The 16,875-nt window shown below is 66.5% G+C and carries 15 protein-coding genes; 13 read left to right on the forward strand and 2 right to left on the reverse strand.

The window, feature by feature from the left end; genetic code table 11:
- Positions 1 to 66 precede the first annotated feature (66 nt).
- From QP512_RS10020 to QP512_RS10070, 11 genes are all read left to right on the forward strand, one after another.
- A complete protein-coding gene (locus QP512_RS10020) occupies positions 67 to 1,443 on the forward strand; it encodes a YncE family protein (protein WP_286071935.1) in 1,377 nt (458 codons plus the stop codon).
- A 51-nt stretch (positions 1,444 to 1,494) separates the two neighbouring features.
- Positions 1,495 to 2,541 carry an ABC transporter substrate-binding protein gene (locus QP512_RS10025; protein ID WP_286071936.1) on the forward strand — a complete coding sequence of 349 codons (1,047 nt, stop codon included), beginning with the start codon at positions 1,495 to 1,497 and terminating at the stop codon, positions 2,539 to 2,541.
- Complete coding sequence (locus QP512_RS10030) at positions 2,538 to 3,581, forward strand: iron ABC transporter permease (RefSeq protein WP_286071937.1); 1,044 nt, start codon at positions 2,538 to 2,540, stop codon at positions 3,579 to 3,581. The genes QP512_RS10025 and QP512_RS10030 overlap by 4 nt, the downstream gene beginning before the upstream one ends.
- Positions 3,578 to 4,339 (forward strand): heme ABC transporter ATP-binding protein, encoded by a 762-nt coding sequence (locus tag QP512_RS10035; RefSeq protein WP_286071938.1) that lies wholly within the window; start codon positions 3,578 to 3,580, stop codon positions 4,337 to 4,339. The genes QP512_RS10030 and QP512_RS10035 overlap by 4 nt, the downstream gene beginning before the upstream one ends.
- Before the next feature lie 30 nt (positions 4,340 to 4,369).
- On the forward strand, positions 4,370 to 4,711 hold the full coding sequence (locus tag QP512_RS10040; RefSeq protein WP_286071939.1) for a hypothetical protein: 342 nt from the start codon (positions 4,370 to 4,372) through the stop codon (positions 4,709 to 4,711).
- 149 nt (positions 4,712 to 4,860) lie between these two features.
- Positions 4,861 to 5,484 carry a hypothetical protein gene (locus QP512_RS10045; RefSeq protein ID WP_286071940.1) on the forward strand — a complete coding sequence of 208 codons (624 nt, stop codon included), beginning with the start codon at positions 4,861 to 4,863 and terminating at the stop codon, positions 5,482 to 5,484.
- 29 nt (positions 5,485 to 5,513) lie between these two features.
- Entirely contained in the window at positions 5,514 to 6,098 is a 585-nt protein-coding gene (locus QP512_RS10050; RefSeq protein WP_286071941.1) for a hypothetical protein, read from the forward strand.
- A gap of 214 nt (positions 6,099 to 6,312) precedes the next feature.
- Positions 6,313 to 7,071 carry a hypothetical protein gene (locus QP512_RS10055; RefSeq protein ID WP_286071942.1) on the forward strand — a complete coding sequence of 253 codons (759 nt, stop codon included), beginning with the start codon at positions 6,313 to 6,315 and terminating at the stop codon, positions 7,069 to 7,071.
- Positions 7,072 to 7,513: 442 nt separating this feature from the next.
- Positions 7,514 to 9,550, forward strand: coding sequence for an elongation factor G (gene fusA / locus QP512_RS10060; RefSeq protein WP_286071943.1), 2,037 nt, complete (start codon positions 7,514 to 7,516; stop codon positions 9,548 to 9,550).
- 299 nt (positions 9,551 to 9,849) lie between these two features.
- Positions 9,850 to 10,122: a hypothetical protein gene (locus QP512_RS10065; protein ID WP_065198604.1), complete on the forward strand. Its 273-nt coding sequence runs from the start codon at positions 9,850 to 9,852 to the stop codon at positions 10,120 to 10,122.
- Positions 10,123 to 10,232: 110 nt separating this feature from the next.
- A complete protein-coding gene (locus tag QP512_RS10070) occupies positions 10,233 to 10,988 on the forward strand; it encodes a SapC family protein (protein ID WP_286071944.1) in 756 nt (251 codons plus the stop codon).
- Here the strand turns inward: QP512_RS10070 and QP512_RS10075 are convergent, their stop codons facing one another.
- Both QP512_RS10075 and QP512_RS10080 read right to left on the reverse strand, forming a co-directional pair.
- Positions 10,989 to 13,283, reverse strand: a complete 2,295-nt coding sequence (locus QP512_RS10075; protein ID WP_286071945.1) for an ATP-binding protein — start codon at positions 13,281 to 13,283, stop codon at positions 10,989 to 10,991.
- A gap of 26 nt (positions 13,284 to 13,309) precedes the next feature.
- Entirely contained in the window at positions 13,310 to 13,936 is a 627-nt protein-coding gene (locus QP512_RS10080) for a response regulator transcription factor (protein ID WP_286071946.1), read from the reverse strand.
- A gap of 362 nt (positions 13,937 to 14,298) precedes the next feature.
- On the opposite strand from QP512_RS10080, the gene QP512_RS10085 reads away from it, so the two are divergent.
- Complete coding sequence (locus QP512_RS10085; protein ID WP_286071947.1) at positions 14,299 to 15,618, forward strand: ABC transporter permease; 1,320 nt, start codon at positions 14,299 to 14,301, stop codon at positions 15,616 to 15,618.
- An 11-nt stretch (positions 15,619 to 15,629) separates the two neighbouring features.
- Complete coding sequence (locus tag QP512_RS10090; protein ID WP_286071948.1) at positions 15,630 to 16,844, forward strand: FtsX-like permease family protein; 1,215 nt, start codon at positions 15,630 to 15,632, stop codon at positions 16,842 to 16,844.
- The last annotated feature ends 31 nt before the right edge of the window (positions 16,845 to 16,875 follow it).

Genomic DNA, 16,875 nt, shown 5'->3' on the forward strand with positions numbered 1-16,875 from the left:
CAGCGGCCCAGGCAACCGATGAATCCCGCGCCACGTGGCGCGGCCTACGTGTGCAAGGAGCCTTCCATGTCGTTCCGTCCGTCTTTCCGTCTCACCTCTCTCGCCGCCGGCCTGTTGCTGGCGGTGACCGCCACCGCACAACCGGTGTTCGACCAACCGGCCAACGCCACCTTCAAGGGCGAAGTCGTCTCACGCGGTGAGAACGTGGTTCCGGGCAGCACCGCCGACGTGGTCGGCCGTGGCTTCGTGCCAGGCCAGAAGGTCAGCCTGCTGCGTGGCGACAGCGTGCTCAACGCGCAGCCGGTGGTGGTCGACGCCGATGGCAACTTCAAGACCCAGCTGAGCATTCCGACCGACGCGGTGCCGGGCACCCACCCGGTTGTGGTGCGCGCGAGCCAGCCGGCCGCGGCCACGGTGCTGAAGCTGCGTGTATCGCCGCAGCTGCCGCTGTCCGGCCAGGCGCAGTTCACCACCCAGTCCAACAAGCTGGTGCCGGGCCTGTACCAGTCCGCCTACAGCGCGGCCAGCAATGCCGTGTTTGTCACCTCGGCCGTTGGCCGCCCGCCGGTGACCCAGTCGCAGCTGCTGAAGCTGGACCCGAAGACCCTGAAGGTAACCAAGGCGATCACCCCGGCGCAGGTGCCGGGCAGCACCAACGGTGCGGTGTACGCGGTCTACGGTGTGGGCGTGGATGACACCAATGGCAATGTGTGGGTGACCAATACCCGCCAGAATTCGATTGCGGTCTATCGCCAGAAGGACCTGTCGCTGGTCCACCAGTTCCCGGTCGATGCCGTGCCGCATGCGCGCGACGTGGTGGTGGACGGCACCCACGGCAAGGTGTTCGCCTCCGCCACGGGTGAGGATCACCTGTCGGTGTTCGACGCGAAGACCTTCAAGCAACTGCCGCAGGTGACGCTGGAATCCGGCGTGGATGACGGCAAGTTCACCCCGATGAGCCTGGTGCTGGATGAGAAGGGCGGCAAGCTGTTCACCGTCAGTATCGGCAGCCCGGAAGCGGCGGTGATCGATGTGGCCAGCGGCAAGGTCGAGAAGGTCATCGACCTGGGTAATTCGATCAGCGCCTCCGGCGTGGCCTTCGATGCGGCGCGCAACCGCCTGTACGTGGCCTCGCAGGGCACCGACAATCTGCTGATCGTCGACGTGGCCGCCGGCAAGGTGCTGCACGACGTGCCGGTGGGCGCCGGTGCGCTGAACGTCGCTTTCGATGATGCCTCCGGCCTGGCCTATGTCAGCAACCGCGGCGCAGGCACCGTCACCGTCGTGAATGGCGACGGCAAGGTGGTTGCCAACCTCGATGGCGGCACGCTGCCGAACCATGTCCGCGCCGATGGCAAGGGCAACGTGTTCGCGGTGAACAAGTCGCGCGGTGCCGAAGACCCCAAGGGTGACCGCATCACCCGCATCACCCCGAAGCAGTAAGTCACCCGGCGGGGCGGCGTGCACGTCGCCCTGCCAGCAAGGAGAACCTCCATGAACATCGCGTCCCGTCTGCGCCTGTGTGCGCTTCCGCTGGCTGTTTCGCTGGCGCTGGCTGCCTGTGGCGGACCCTCGGTGCCTTCGGATGCTGCGAAGCTTGCCGGGCCCTCGGCCGCAGCGTCGGCTGCGGAAACCGTGTTGCCGGCAGGCTGGCAGCGCGTGGCCGGTGCCAGCCTGCCGGCGGTGTACGACCAGAAGGTCGTGCTGCCAGCCAAGGTGCATTCCGATGATGGCGCCGACGTCGAAGTGGCCGACACCCGCCGGATCATTGCCGGTGGCGACGATGTCATCGCGGTGATCGAGGCGCTGGGCCTGGGCAAGCAGGTGTTCGCTGCGCCGACCAACACCACCACCCAGGCCGGCCTCGCCGCGCCGCACCAGTTCCTGTTCAACCGCACCACGGGTGTGGAAGGCGTGCTGAGCCTGAAGGGCTCGCTGTTCCTCGGCAACAGCCTGCGTCGGCATACCGAACTGGCAAAGAAGCTGCGCGAAGTGGGCGAGCCGGCCGTGGTCATCGATGACCTGCAGCCGGCACCGGAGAAGGTGCGCAAGGTGGCCGCCGCACTTGGGCTGGCCGAGGCAGGGCAGGCGCTGGCCACCCAGGTGCAGCGTCAGCTGGACGAGGCTGCAGCGATTGGCAAGAGCCTGGGCCATGCGCCACGCGTGATCCACGTTTCGGCAACGGGTGCCGGTGGCTCGCCGACCGTTGCCGGTGCCGACAGCGCGTCGGCGCAGCTGATCGCACTGGCCGGCGGCGTCAACATCGGCACCGAGGCCGGGGTGAAGAACTACTCGCAGCTGAGCAATGAGGGCGTGGTTGCGGCCGCACCGGAGGTCATCCTGGTGACCGAGCATGACCTGCAGCTGTTCGGCGGTGCCGAGGGCCTGTGGAAGGCGTACCCGACGCTGAAGCAGACCCCGGCCGGGCAGGCCGACCGGGTCTGGGTGATGCCGGATGTGCAGCTGAAGTACACCAGTGTCGGTTCCGGTGCTGGGGCGCTTGCGCTGGCCAAGGCCCTGGCGGCGTTGCCGAAGGCATGAGTCCGGCGGATCGGCGCCGCCGTCGCGGTCGGGCGATGTTGCTGGTGGCGTTGCTGGCACTGCTGGGTGCGGTGCTGGCCTCGTTCGCCGTGGGCCCGCTGCGGCTGCCGCCGCTGGAGGTGGTGCAGGCGCTGGCGGTGAAGCTGGGTCTGCTGGATCCGCAGGCAGTCAGCAGCCGCGACCTGGCCGTGGTCTGGCAGTTGCGTATTCCGCGCGCCCTGCTGGGCGCGATGGTGGGCGCTTCGTTGGCGATGGCCGGCGCCAGCCTGCAGGGCTTGTTCGGCAACCCGCTGGCGGATCCGGGCATCGTGGGTGTCAGCCAGGGCGCTGCGCTCGGGGCGGTGGCCGCCATCGTGCTTGGCGCTGCGGGTGCGGCGGGCTGGCTGGTGCCTGTCGCGGCGTTCGCCGGCGGTGCGCTGGCGATCGGGCTGACGTATGCGTTGGCCCGGCCCGGCAAGGGCGCGGGTAACGCCACGCTGCTGCTGGTCGGCATTGCGATGGCGGCGTTCTGCTCGGCGCTGATCGGGTTCCTGACCTACATCGCCAGCGAAAGCGAACTGCAATCGCTGGTGTTCTGGCAGATGGGCTCGCTGGCACGCGCCAACTGGGCCGACGTGGCGGCGGTGGTGCCGTTGTTTGCGATTGGCGTGGTCGCGCTGCAGCGGCTGGCCACGCCGCTGGACATGCTGGCGCTGGGCGAACGCCAGGCGCAGCACCTCGGGCTGGATGTCACCCGCACGCGCCGTCGCCTGGTGGCGTTCAGCGCGCTGCTGGTGGGTGCGGCGGTGGCATTCGCTGGGTCGATCAGTTTCGTGGGCCTGGTGGTGCCGCACGTGGCGCGCCTGCTGGTCGGCCCTGGCCATCGCTGGCTGCTGCCGTTGTCCGGCCTGCTCGGCGCGTTGTTGATCGTGGTGGCAGATACTGCTGCCCGCACGCTGGATCCGCCGGCGGAGATCCCGCTGGGCCTGTTCTCGGCTGCACTCGGCGCACCGTTCTTCCTCTGGCTGGTGCTGCAGCAGCGCCGCAAGGCGGCGCCATGAGCGTGCTGTTGACGTTGCACGAGGTAGTGGTTCGCCGCCAGCAGCGCGAGATCCTGCGTGGGATCTCGCTGGCGTTCGAGCCGGGTACGGTGACCGCGCTGGTTGGCCCGAATGGTGCAGGCAAATCCACTTTGCTGGCGGTTGCGGCCGGAGACCTGCGCGCTGATGCGGGGCAGGTAAGCCTGCTGGGCAAGCCGCTCGCCAGCTACAAGGCGGGACCGCTGGCACGCGAGCGCGCGGTGATGCCACAGGAGCACGGCGTACGCTTTGCCTTCAGCGTGGAAGAGGTGGTGGCGATGGGACGGTTGCCGCATCCGCCGGATCCGGTGGTGGATGACACCCAGGTGGAAGCGGCAATCGATGCCGCCGAGCTGCAGGCGCTGCGCCTGCGCGAGGTGCAGCAGCTCTCCGGTGGCGAATCGGCCCGAACCACGTTCGCGCGCGTACTGGCACAGGACACGCCGCTGCTGCTGCTCGACGAGCCGACGGCCGCGCTGGATCTTCGCCACCAGGAGCGCACGCTGCGCAGTGTGCGTGCCTGTGCCGAAGCCGGTGCCTGCGTGATCGTGGTGCTGCACGACCTGAATCTGGCCGCAGGCCATGCCGACCGCATCGTGCTGCTGGAACAGGGCAGGGTGGCGGCCGATGGCACGCCGTTGCAGGTGCTGACCGAAGAGAACCTGCAGCGGGTCTACCAGCAGGATGTAGTGGTGCTGGAGCATCCGCGCCGTGGCGTGCCGCTGGTGGTGGTCACGTGACCGTGTGAGGGCGTCGCGCTGAATCAGGCCATGAGCGCGATGTACGTGACTCTGCAGGTGAGCCTGGAAGACCGCGAAGCCCGGCGCGGCGGGGTCAAGCGCAGGATCGCGTTCACCCGTCCGTGCACCTTCCGCACCACGCTCCCCAGTGCGGTGGCGATGCAGACTGCCCCTGGGGCGGGCTGGGCGCCGGACAGCTGTGCCATCGGCTCGGAAGCATCCGCCCTGGGCATTCTGATCTTGTCCACGCGGGTGCGCTTGATTGCATCCACGAAGCAGACCCGTTTATGCGCGGAGCGTCTACGCGTGGCCGCCCGCTCGATGTTCTCCGCTTCGCCCACCTCACTGCCGTCCTGTCGGACCGCGCGCTGAAATGTGACTGGCCGCAGTTCGGTGCGGGTTGTCAGCGGCGTTTCCATGCGGAACTCCGGACAAGGCGCTGCTGGCCGCGGCATCAGGCCCCTCAATGGCGCAGCGGCAGCGGATCCCGTATGCTCCGCCGGGACCAGGGGGCAAGCACAATGAAAGGGATTTCGTGGGTGGTCGCGGCAGCGCTCGCGACGGTGCTGGGTGGGTGCGCGACGCTGAAGGCACGACCGGATGTTCCACTGGCCGCGGACGAGGGCTACGTGGTGATGTCGGTGAACTGCGCCACCAGCAATATCCGGCTGATCACGATTCTTGCCAGCGGCACGCGGTCGACGTCGCCGTTGGCTGACCTGCGCGGCGAATTCGAGTTCGACTGCAGGGCCGGTCTGGCCGCCATCCGCGCCAAGGCCGGGCGCCACTATGTCGGCTACCTGACCGAACACGGTTATGGATACGTCGGGGCGGTGCCCGAAGACGAAGCGCTGACGTTCGACGTGCACGCAGGCGAGACGACCTACATCGGTGAGGTTGTGGTCTCTGGACTGTTCGACCGCCTGCACTCAAGGCCGACCTGGATCTCGGTACGCGATCGCGAGGCGGAGTCGTTACGGCTGTTGCAGCAGACGCAGCCCTGGCTGCTGGAACGCCATCCGTTCCATGCCCGGCTGGCGACACCAGCGCCGGGCGCGCCGAGCGCCGAAATGCTCGCGGAGCAGTTCCGCAGCTGCACGCCGGCGTGCGACAGCATCCTGGCCCTACCGCTGTTCATCCGCTGACCCGGAGGTTTCCAATGAAGTGGATCTGCATGCTCGCTCTACTTGCGCTCCCGGCATCGGTGAGTGCCGGCATCGAGAACATCAAGCCGACCGCCAAGCTGGGTGCCGACGAGGGCATCCTGGTCGCCACCACCGCGTGTGCGGGATGGACCCGGTTCGTACAGCTGTACCGGCCGGGCACGCCCTCCACGGGCGCACTGGGCCTGTACCGCTTCAGCAGCGTGACCACCTGCGAGCCGGGCATCAAGACACGGCGGGTCAAGGCCGGTCGCTACTACATCGGCTGGATTGCCGTGGGCCAGACGGGGCTGGCTGTGCCCGAAGCCGAGGCCTACAGCTTCACCATCGAGCCCGGCAAGTTGAACTACATCGGCCAGATCCGGGTGGGCATGCACCCCGAACTGGAACTGGAACGGCATCCGCGCAGCGGCACACCGGCCGACATGATCCAGGTCACGGACAGGGAGGCCGAGGCCCACGCAATGGTGGCGGCGGAATACCCGTGGCTGTTGGAGAAGTTCCCGTTCGTGCGCGCGCTTGCAGTTGCGGCAAACAAGAAAGTTGAGACGGGTAACGGGATAGCATTGCCGCAGGAAGCCCAGCCAACGCCATGAGGCTGTTGCGCGCCCCCCTTCCATCAGAGATCAGCTGCCGGGGAACTGGACTACATGCAACATCCAGAGAAGTACTCGTGATCTCAACGTTCAAGCTTGCCGGTCTTTGGTTGGGTCTCGGAGCTGTGGATCATCCGGGCACTTGTTGACTGATAGGTCGCGCCATCCGGTCGCTGTATCATTCGGCGCCAATTACATTCAATGGACTGATTCAATGTTGCCCTCCGCTTTAGGTCTTTCACGGACGTTGCTGTTCGCATCGGCCGTTTTTTCCGCATTTGCCGCCAATGCAGCGTCGACTTCTCAGGTTTCGCTGACCGACGCGGCCGAGAACGCCTCGCTGATCGAGACCCGGCATTCCAATGGCGACGGTGCGGCTGTGACGTCGATGAAGACGCAGTACTTCGCCAACGAGGAAATGTCGGTGCGTTGGGACGACCAGCAGGTGCTGGTGCTGTGCAGTGAAGCGGCGTACCTGCAGATTCCCGCCGCCAAGCTCAAGGCCGGAGCGTTGACCACCGAGCAGCGGCAGATGATCGTCTATCAGGCGCTGATATCCGGCTTGGGGGCTGTCGCGGGCGTTGTAGGACCGGCTGGGGAGAGGGTGACCGTAGCTGATGATGGTAGCGAGACCCGCAGCGTTGGCGAGAACAGCTGGGCGTATGGTGTTGAGCGATACGAGGTGATCACCCAGCGGCTGCCGGACGGTGCGCTTCGGGTCCGGACCCGCAAGACGGAAACCGTGAATACCACGCCGCCGGCAGGCCCTGACGACATGTTCAGCACCGAGGACGACCAGGCGGCACGCTTGTCCGAACTGGCGCCGGTGGGCAGCTGGACCGAAGTGGTGGTCCACGGTGGCGCGCGGCAGCCGCATGTGGATCCGGCCATGTCGCTGAAGGGCTGGATCTCGAAGGGCGATGACCAGGCTGCGACGGTGGCCGAGGCGCGCAAGCTGCACGGCTGCAAGTAAGGGCTGAGAGGGGCCAGATCCGTTTGCCAGAGGCAAAGGGATCTGACCCCGATCTTTGCTGGTCTCATCGTTCTATTTATGTGTGCAATATTTACTTGCGCGCCAGATTGGCAGGTCTAGAATGCGCCGCATGAACCGGATGCCGCTCCTGAAGTTTTTCACCCTGACCCGCGCAAGCGCGGAACGGGCGTGTCTGCCTGGAGCCCCACGAGGCCGTTGAAACGGCCATCGCTGGACCTTCGACAGAGCGCCCCCGGGGGCGCTCTTTTCGTTTCTGCTTTCCCGGAAGTCGACTAACAGTCGACTCTACCCAGTCGACTCTACCCAGCACTGCAAAGGAGAACGTGCCATGCACCAGATCGCCGAGACCGAACGCTAGCCGCGCACCCTGTCGCCAACCGGGGTGCGCGGCCCCCGAAGTTGGCTTTGCAGGAACCCTTTCATGAACACTCAAGTCCTTTCCCTCCGTCGCAACCTTGGCATCATCGCCCACATCGACGCCGGCAAGACCACGCTGACCGAACGCTTGCTGTGGAAAAGCGGCGAGATCCATCGTGTCGGCGAAGTACACGACGGAAACGCAACCACCGACTTCTCGGCGATCGAGCGCGAACGTGGCATCACCATCGGCGCGGCCGCCGTGCAGGCGCAGTGGGCGCCGCGCGACCTGCCGCCGCATCGGCTGACCCTGATCGATACGCCCGGCCACATCGACTTCGCCATTGAAGTCGAGCGTTCGCTGCGCGTGCTCGACGGCGCCGTGGCCGTGTTCTCAGCGGTGGACGGTGTGCAGCCCCAGTCGGAGACCGTGTGGCGCCAGGCGCGCCGCCATCGCGTGCCGTTGATCGCCTTCGTCAACAAGATGGACCGCGTCGGCGCGTCGTTCGAGCGCGTGCTGGAGCAGTTGCAGGACAAACTGCAGGCGCGGTCGTGGGCGCTGGGCGTACCGCTGGGCAGCGAAAGCACGTTCAACGGCTGGGTCGATCTGGTCGATGAGCGGGTGCTGCACTGGCAGGACGGTGCTGCGACCGCAATCACGCCCTGGGACGACACGCTGCGCGCGGCGTGGCAGTCGCGACGCGATGCGTTGGTCGAAGCCGTGGCCGACCACGATGATCTGCTGGCCGATGCCTGGCTGGAGGGGCGCGTGATCGATGCCGAGCAGCTGCGTGCGGCGATCCGCCGGGCGACGCTGGCGGGTGCGGGCGTGCCCGTGCTGGCTGGTGCCGCGTTCAAGGACAAGGGCATCGAGACGCTGCTGGATGCCGTGGTCGATTACCTGCCGTCGCCGTTGGACCGGCCTGCCGTGACCGCTGAAAGCGAGCGCGGCGAGGTTGTGCTGCCGCCGGATCCGGACGGTCCGCTGGCCGGCCTGCTGTTCAAGATCACTCATCAGCAGCACGGCGCTCTCAGCTTCGTGCGGCTGTACTCGGGCACCTTGACGGTGGGCGATGCGGTGGCCAGCTCGCAGCATCCGCAGGGCCGGCGTGTCAGCCGGCTGGTGCGGGTGCAGGCCGACCAGACCCACGACATCGAGCAGGCCGTGGCCGGCGACATCGTGGCGGTGCTGGGCTGGAAGGATGCGGTCAGCGGTGAAACGCTGAGCGGCCGTGTGCAGCCGCTGCGCCTGGAGAACATCCAGGCACAGGCGCCGGTACTGGCCTGGCGGCTGGAGCCGGCGCGTGCGGTTGACCTGATCCGGATGGCGCAGGGGCTGGCCAGCCTGGCCCAGGAGGATCCCTCGTTCCGCGTGGAAACCGACCGCGACACAGCGGAGACCCTGGTCTGGGGCATGGGCGAGCTGCACCTGGAGGTGATGGTCGAGCGCCTGCGCAGCGAGTGGAAGGTCGACGTGGGCGTGGGTGCGCCGCGCGTCGCCTACCAGGAGACGCCGATGCGTGCGATGACCGGTGTGGTCGGGCGGCTGGTCAAGCAGACCGGCGGCCAGGGCCAGTTCGCGCACGTGGTGCTGGATGTATCGCCCCGCGAGGACGACCAGGTGGTGTTCAACGACCGCATCGTTGGTGGCGTGGTGCCGCGCAGCTTCATCACCGCGGTGGAGAAGGGCGTACGTGCTGCGCTGTCGGAAGGGCCGCAGGGTCATCCGGTCGTCGGTATCGAGGTCAGCCTGGTCGATGGCCAGACCCATGCCAAGGACTCTTCGGAGATGGCGTTCCATCGAGCAGGCGCCGAGGCGATCAAGGCGGCGCTGGCCGAAGGTGGCACGCAGCTGCTGGAGCCGGTGATGGCGGTGACGGTGCATTCGCCGTCGGCATCGGTGGGGGACGTCGTTGGCGACCTCAACCGCCGCCACGGCCGCATCACCCGCATCGACGACCAGGAAGGTCGCGCCGAGGTCAGTGGCTTCGCACCGCTGGCGCAGCTGGTGGGTTACACGACCTCGCTGCGTTCGCTCAGCCAGGGACGGGCCAGCAGCGAAGCGCACCTGCATGGGTACGAGCCGGTGCGGGTTGCATGAGGAAGGCAGGGGGAGCTCGTTCGCGGGCTCCCCTTTTCTGTGAGCGTTGAGGGCGTTCCGTATCCACGCATGCCGCAGATCCAGCGGGCCTCGTTGCGCGTGGCGTGGAACGAGGCGTGTACATCCGCGTGATGCAGCATCCATGGGTCGCTCGGGTTGCCGGCGCTTCAGTCGATCCACGCCATGCGTGGATGTAGTTGCACTGCACCGCAACAAAACTGCAGAAAAAGCTGGATTAAAGTGATGCCTCACGATAAATTGCGCACCCCCCGTTGCTTGCCGCCGCCCGCACCCCTCTCATGCGTGATGACAAAGACCCCGGAACCCTGGAGCTGACCCTGCCGCGAAAGCGCGGTCGTCCGCCCAAGTTCGGGTACGCCATGAGTGATGCGCAGCGGGCCGCACGCTACCGCGCGCGCCGGGCGGGGCAGGCCAACCACGCCGATGTGCGCTCCTGTTCGGACATGGTGCTGCTGGACAAGATCCGCGCGGCGATCAGTGCCCGCGACACTGAACTGGCCGGGTTCCTGGTCCACGTGCTCTGGCAGCGGTACCCCCTGCAGCTCAAATAGGACATCGATGGGGTGGCCGTTGTCATCGAGCTTGTTGATAATGCGGGATTCAGGTTGTTCCCGCTGGCGCGCCCGGGATGGCAGGCGCGCATGATCGAACGGTTCCCAAGATGACCACCACCAGCGACACCACCACCGAAGCGGCGCCGAGCAACGCCCCCCTGTTCTACACCCGTCCGGTGCCGCTGCAGGCCGATGTGCACGCCGACCTGCGCATCCTGCCGGGCAGGCTCGAGTTTGCCGCGGGCAACAACGCCATTCCGCTGGTGCTCGGCGAGTTCTCGCTGGCGCTGCACCACTTCCCGATCCTGTTCGCTGGCCCGACCGCAGTGCCGATGGCCGCCGTTGGTGTTTCCGACCAGAACCTGTTCATCAAGGACGGCCTGTGGGAAGACGAGGCCTATATTCCGGCCTATCTGCGTCGCCACCCCTTCATCTTCATCGACACCGGTGCGGACAACGACTTCCTGCTGGGCATCGACGAAGAGAGTTCGCGCGTGGTCAAGGGCGGTGACGAAGGCCAGCCGCTGTTCGTAGACGGCAAGGCCACCGACATGGTGCAGCAGGCGCTGGAGTTCTGCGGCCAGTACACCCGCGAGCATGAACAGACCCAGGCCTTCTCCAAGGCCCTGATCGACAACGGCCTGCTGGTCGAGCGCAATGCCACCGTGCGTACTCCGGATGGCCGCGAGTTCAACCTCAATGGCTTCCAGGTCGTCGACGTCGAGAAGTTCGTCGCGCTGCCGGAAGCGACCGTGGTCGAGTGGCACCGCAGCGGCTGGCTGGCCCTGATCCACCAGCACCTGATGTCGCTGGGTCGCTTCAACGACCTGACCCGTCGCCAGGTCGAGCGCCTGGCGGCCTGATCAGGCCAGTGGCATGGCTTCCGCAGTGCGGGAGCTGTGCCACTGCTGCAGTACCTGCAGCAATCGCCGCGCATCGGCCCAGTCAGGCGCGGCCTCCTGGCCGAGCTCCCACAGGTCGGCCGCGGTGTCGGCCTGCGCGACCGCTCCGCACATCTGCAGCGCGCCCTGCAGGCGATGCGTGTGGTGGCAGAGCGCGGTGGCATCAGTGTCTTCCAGGGCCTGTTCAATCCGCATCAGTTCGTGGCCGATGTCTTCCCGGTAGGCCGGATCCCAGCCGGCAGGGGCGGCGGGCTGGACGGCAATACCGTCCTTCGGCAGGTCCAGTGCCAGCAGCAGATCGGCAACCTTCAACGGCTTGGCCAGGCTGGCATCGAAGCCGGCCTTTCGGGAGCGCATCGTGTGTCGGCGCCCCTTCCTGGCTGACAACGCAATCAGTCGCAATGGCTGTTGTGCCTGGCGGCGCAGTTGCGCAGCCAGCGCGTAGCCATCCATATCCTGCAGTCCGATGTCCAGCAGCACCACGCTGCGCGGCCGTTTGGCCTGTTCGGCGAGAGCGCTGGCGGCGTCGGCAAGCGCGTGCACCTCGGCGCCCAGCCGGCGCAGCTGCTCGCTGATGATGTGGCGGTTGAGTGCGTGGTCCTCGACCAGCAGCAGGTCGAGTCCGGCCAGTGGCGTGTCGTTATCGAGCGTGTGGGTTGGAGCTTCGTTCCTGCTGACAGCCTGCACCGGCAGGCGCAGCGTGAAGCGGCTGCCACGCCCTTGCACGCTGTGCACGGACAGGTTGCCGCCCATCGCCCGGCTGAGGTCATGCGCGATCATCAGACCCAGTCCGCTGCCGCCTCGCGCCTGCCCACCTTCACCCTGTTCGAATGGCCGGAACAGAAGGGCCAGTTGCCTGGCTGGAATTCCGATGCCACTGTCGATCACATCCAGCAGCAGTTCCTGCGGATCGTTGGCCGGTGTCAGTTTCAGGCGCAGCTCGATGCATCCGATATCAGTGAACTTCAGCGCGTTGCCGAGCAGGTTGTCGACGATCTGCCGCACTCCCTCCCGGTCAAGCGCAACGGCGGGGACAGGGACGGGCTCGAACGCGAAGCGAAGAGCCAGCCCTTTCTGTTGGGCCTGCGGCCGCAGGGCATCCAGGGATCGGCGGCAGAGCAGGGCAACGTCGCACGGTTGCGCATGGGGCCTGTAGGTTCCGCTGGCCAGCCGTGAAAATTCCAGCGACCGATTGAGCAGGCTGCGCAGCGCCTGCCCGGCCGCACGTGCGGCCGCGAGCAGTTCACGCTGTCCCTTGGGCGACGGAGACTGGCCGAGCAGGTCGATCGAGGCCAGCATCGTCTGCGCGGCATTGCGCATCTCGTGGCTGATCATGCCGACCGCGCGCGCCTGGTTTCGACCCTTGCGGTCCCGGTGGCCGCGCACCGCGTGCCACAGCAGGGGGATGCCGGCGAGCGCGGCAAGCAGGGTCAGCAGCCAGGGCGAAGAGGGCGCGCGCATCCAGTCCAACGCACGCTCGATGGTCGCGGGCACCGCCTGCTGGGCCCACACCTGAAGCAGACTGGCGTGTTCTTCCAGTGTGATGTCGCGCATGGCCTTTTCGATCCGCAGCAGCAGTTGCCGGTCTTCGCTGCGCGTGAGCAGGTGCAGGTCGGTGGAGAATTCGCTGTCAAACCGCTGAAGCTGCAGTTGCCCGCGGAAGTGATACCGGATCAGGGGTCGCAACGTCGTTTCCAGGCCGATTGCGACATCCGCGATGCCGTTTTCGACGGCCGCCAGCGTCGCATGCCGGTCGTCCAGGCGCAGCAGTTGGATGTGGGGATGGTGCAGGGCAAGCCAGTCGGCGTAAGGGCCACCTTCGACGACGGCCAGCACCCGCGCTCCCAGTTCCCGGACGTCGCGTGGCAGGGGCTGTCCGGCGCGCCCGGCCAGCATGGTTCTTCCTCCGGGGAACGCGGCCGATTCCAACAGCCCTGGGCAAGGACGTGGTTGCTGGCGGGAACCGCCCATCACCAGTACCAAGTCGGCCTTGTGCTGGCACACTGCGGTCACCGAGGCGCTGCCGCTGGGATAGGCCTGTTCCAGGAAACGCAGCCGCGCGTGTCGTTCCACAAGGCTGGCATAGCCGTGGGCAAGGCTTGGCATGGGTGCCGAATCGGCGAGGGTGGCGGGCATCTGGCGCAGGGCAGGGGCGGTGGCCACCCGGACCTCGCGTCCCGGTTCCCAGTGCTGGGTTGATGCGTCCTCCGCCGACGCCACTGGCAACAGAAGAAGCGCCAGCAACAGGGCCGGCATGTGCAATCGCAGTCGACTGGCCGTTCTCACATCGCCCCCAGCTGTCGTCGCATGGCGTAGATTTCGACGTCGGTGCGCAGCCCGAGCTTGCGCAGTGCGGCGGTCTTCTGGGTGCTGACCGTCTTGATGCTGCGATGGCGCCGCTGCGCGATCTCCGAAACGGTCAGGCCCGCCAGCACCAGGTCCAGTACCTCCCGTTCGTTGCGACTGAGTTGCTGGCAGCCGTCCGGCAGGGTGAAGTCCGGTGGCAGGCGCGTCAGGCCCCGGGATATGCGGACGATGGCGTCCGACAGCATGGCCAGGGGCTCGGCCTTGCTGACGATGCCGCTGATGCCGCTTTCAATCAGCTGGCTGATGTGCGTGGTGGGTGAGAGCGTGGCGAACGCCAGCAGCGGAATACAGGCAAAGCGGTCGCGCAGCAGCTGTACCAGCTCGGCGGCGCTCCGGTCACCGCGGGCCAGGCTGAGATCGATGATCGCGACATCCACTGGCGTCCTCTGCAGGTTGCAGATGAATTCGTCGCTGCCGGCATGGCTGGCGACGATGCTGAAGCGGGGATCGCGGGACAGGTGCAGGGCGGTGCCGCGGCGAACGACTTCATGGTCGTCCAGGAGCGCCAGCCGCAGCCGGCGCGGTGCAGGGAGTCCATTCATGCGCGGGGAGGTGATCGGCGCCCATGGGGCGTGGTGACCATTCTGGCGCTGCTCTTGGGTGGAGCAGCGAATTTGTCTGATTTTTACGATTATTCCTAGAATCAATCACGGAACACGACGGCGTATCGCACAGGAAGCGCGCCATCTCGCTGGTACCGGGCCAGGATCGGCGTACAGCGGCTTCCCCTGCGCAGTGGCGTGCAGGACTGCATGGGTGGCACCACGTTCGGCGAAGGCCGCCTTCACGAGCGCGTGCTCCAGGTCGTGGCTCATCTTTCTGATCCTACCCATTTAAACCTTTGCGGCAATCCCGGCATCGGATCTGCAGGGAGCACCACGGACGAAAGGGGGGAGCAACTTCCATGATCGGCTACTACTTCAAGCTGGCCCTGCACAACGCCGGCCGCAACAAGCTCATTACCGCGCTTATGGTTCTGGCGGTGGCCGTGGGGATCGGTGCCAGCATGACCACGCTGACCGTCACGCATCTGCTTTCCGGCGACCCGCTGCCCGGGAAGAGCGGCCGGATCTTCTACCCGCAGGTCGATGTCGACCCGGGCTCCAAGGGGCGCGAGCCGCACGACGTCCTGGACTACCGGACGGCCCATGACCTCTGGTCAGCCGGGCAGGCCGACCGGCAGACCCTGGTCGTGGTCAATCCGGTGAAGCTGCGCGCGGATCACGCGGGGTCGGTGCCCCTGATGGGGTCCTCGATCTCGACCACGGCGGATTTCTTCGCGATGTTCGACGTGCCGTTCCGGTTCGGTCGAGCATGGACGGCCGACGATGACCAGCGCCGGGGGCGTGTTGCGGTCATTTCCGCACGTTTGAACGAGCGCCTGTTCGACGGCCGCGACAGCGTCGGGCAGACCCTGCGGATCAAGGATACCCCTGTACGGATCATCGGCGTACTGGACCCTTGGCGCCCCTCGCCGCTGTTCTACAAGATCCGGGGAGGGCGCTTCTCCGGCGGAGAAACGTCGAGTTTCTACGCCGTTGCCGATGACATCTTCCTGCCGATGTCCACCAACCTGGACATCAATGAAGGCGACTTCCAGCCTTTCACCTGCTGGGCGGTGCCAGACAACCCCGGCGTGCTGCAGAACGCGCCCTGCGTGGCAGTCGGCGTATGGGTGGAACTGGGAACCCCGGAAAAGGTGGCGTCGTACGGTCGCTATCTGTCCAACTATGCGGCCGAACAGCAGCGCCTGGGTCGGATCCGGCATGCGGACAACACGCGACTGCGCTCGCTCATGGAGTGGCTGGACTTCAATCAAGTGGTGCCCAGCGATGTGAAGGTTCAGGCGGTGCTGTCGTTCGCGTTCCTGCTGGTGTGCCTGGCCAACGTCGTCGGGCTGCTGCTGGCCCGGTTCATGCGGCATGGCGGGGAAATCGGTCTGCGGCGTGCGCTCGGTGCCAGTCGACGTTCGGTGTTCACGCAATGCTTGGTGGAGGCCGGCGTGATCGGTGTGGCCGGCGGCATCGGCGGATTGCTGCTCACCGTTCTGGGCCTGTGGGTAATCCGCTCCCAGCCGGTGCCCTATGCCGATCTGATCCATCTGGACGTCACCATGTTCATGGCCACCTTCGGCCTTTCCCTGCTGGCGAGCCTGCTGGCTGGCGCGATTCCTGCCTATCGCGCCAGCTCGATCCAGCCTGTGGCACAACTCAAGTTGCTGTAACGGAGAGCACGATGCAAACAGGACTGATCATCGCCGCGCTGCGCAGGCACCGATTGGCCACGCTGCTGATAACGATGGAGATTGCACTGGCCTGTGCCGTGCTCTGCAATGCCTTCTTCATGCTTGTGGAGAAGGGCCAGGCCCTGAAAATGAACAGCGGCGTTGCCGAATCCTCTTTGGGCGTGGTGCAGCTCTCCGGGTTCGATGCCGAACGGGCCAGTGACCTCAATGCGCGGGTGACCGATGCGTTGCGTGCGATTCCCGGCGTCACCTCCGTGGGCATCATCAGCGCCGTTCCGTTCGGCGAGCCCGGGGTGAGGGCAGGTGTCAATACAGACGAAGCCAACAGAGAGTTCGGCGGCGTCCTGGACTTCTACCTGGCCGATGCTGCAGCCATCAAGGCGCTGGAACCCACGGTGCTGGCCGGACGACTGCCGGACGCCAACGAGTACGCGCCGGTGGATCAATACGTGCCTGCCAATGCCCCGATCCTGGTGACGCGGCAGCTGGCAGAGCGCTACTGGCCGGGTGAAACGGCTGTGGGAAAAAACCTCTGGTCGATGGGCAGCCGCTTCACCGTCATCGGCGTAGTCGAGCACCTGGTGGTGTCGCAGCCGGGTGGGGGAGAGGCGCTGGGCAATGACTGGTCGGTGCTGATGCCGGCCAGGCCCGGTCCTCAGCTGGCGGGTCGCTATCTGGTACGGGCATCGCCGCAGGACCTGCCGCGCGTGTTTGGCACCCTGCAGCAGGCCATCGCCGCCGTGGCGCCGGATGTGGTATTCGACCAGATGGCCAGCCGGACATTGCCCGAGCTGCGCGCCGACTATTTCCAGAGTGCCAGATTGATGATGGCGTTGCTGACCGGTGTCATCTTCGCGCTGCTGGGTGCAACCGCGCTCGGCATCGTTGGCTTGGCCAGCTATTGGGTGGAGCAACGGCGCAAGCAGATCGGCATCCGTCGCGCGCTCGGCGCGACCCGTACCGACATCCTGCGCTACTTCCAGCTGGAGAACTTCCTGATCGTGAGTCTCGGCATCGGAACTGGCCTGCTGCTGGCCTATGGGCTCAACCTCGGGCTGATGCGCTTCTACGAGCTGCCGCGGCTGCCGTTGATCTATCTGCCGGTCAGTGCGGCGTTGCTGTGGCTGCTGGGGCAGGGCGCAGTACTGGCGCCGGCGCTGAAGGCATCCGCAATTCCTCCCATGCAGGCAATCAGGTCCATCTAGATCGATGGTCCGCGCGCGCCAGTTCGAATGG

Origin of the sequence: Stenotrophomonas sp. 57 (genome assembly GCF_030291075.1) — a bacterium.
Classification (GTDB): Bacteria; Pseudomonadota; Gammaproteobacteria; order Xanthomonadales; family Xanthomonadaceae; genus Stenotrophomonas.

Coding starts and splice junctions, on each gene's coding strand:
- QP512_RS10090 (WP_286071948.1), top strand. CDS start 15,630: ATGCAAACAGGACTGATCATCGCCGCGCTGCGCAGGCACCGATTGGCC.
- QP512_RS10040 (WP_286071939.1), top strand. CDS start 4,370: ATGAGCGCGATGTACGTGACTCTGCAGGTGAGCCTGGAAGACCGCGAA.
- QP512_RS10075 (WP_286071945.1), bottom strand. CDS start 13,283: ATGCCGGCCCTGTTGCTGGCGCTTCTTCTGTTGCCAGTGGCGTCGGCG.
- QP512_RS10025 (WP_286071936.1), top strand. CDS start 1,495: ATGAACATCGCGTCCCGTCTGCGCCTGTGTGCGCTTCCGCTGGCTGTT.
- fusA (WP_286071943.1), top strand. CDS start 7,514: ATGAACACTCAAGTCCTTTCCCTCCGTCGCAACCTTGGCATCATCGCC.
- QP512_RS10080 (WP_286071946.1), bottom strand. CDS start 13,936: ATGAATGGACTCCCTGCACCGCGCCGGCTGCGGCTGGCGCTCCTGGAC.
- QP512_RS10045 (WP_286071940.1), top strand. CDS start 4,861: ATGAAAGGGATTTCGTGGGTGGTCGCGGCAGCGCTCGCGACGGTGCTG.
- QP512_RS10050 (WP_286071941.1), top strand. CDS start 5,514: ATGCTCGCTCTACTTGCGCTCCCGGCATCGGTGAGTGCCGGCATCGAG.
- QP512_RS10020 (WP_286071935.1), top strand. CDS start 67: ATGTCGTTCCGTCCGTCTTTCCGTCTCACCTCTCTCGCCGCCGGCCTG.
- QP512_RS10035 (WP_286071938.1), top strand. CDS start 3,578: ATGAGCGTGCTGTTGACGTTGCACGAGGTAGTGGTTCGCCGCCAGCAG.
- QP512_RS10070 (WP_286071944.1), top strand. CDS start 10,233: ATGACCACCACCAGCGACACCACCACCGAAGCGGCGCCGAGCAACGCC.
- QP512_RS10085 (WP_286071947.1), top strand. CDS start 14,299: ATGATCGGCTACTACTTCAAGCTGGCCCTGCACAACGCCGGCCGCAAC.
- QP512_RS10030 (WP_286071937.1), top strand. CDS start 2,538: ATGAGTCCGGCGGATCGGCGCCGCCGTCGCGGTCGGGCGATGTTGCTG.
- QP512_RS10055 (WP_286071942.1), top strand. CDS start 6,313: ATGTTGCCCTCCGCTTTAGGTCTTTCACGGACGTTGCTGTTCGCATCG.
- QP512_RS10065 (WP_065198604.1), top strand. CDS start 9,850: ATGCGTGATGACAAAGACCCCGGAACCCTGGAGCTGACCCTGCCGCGA.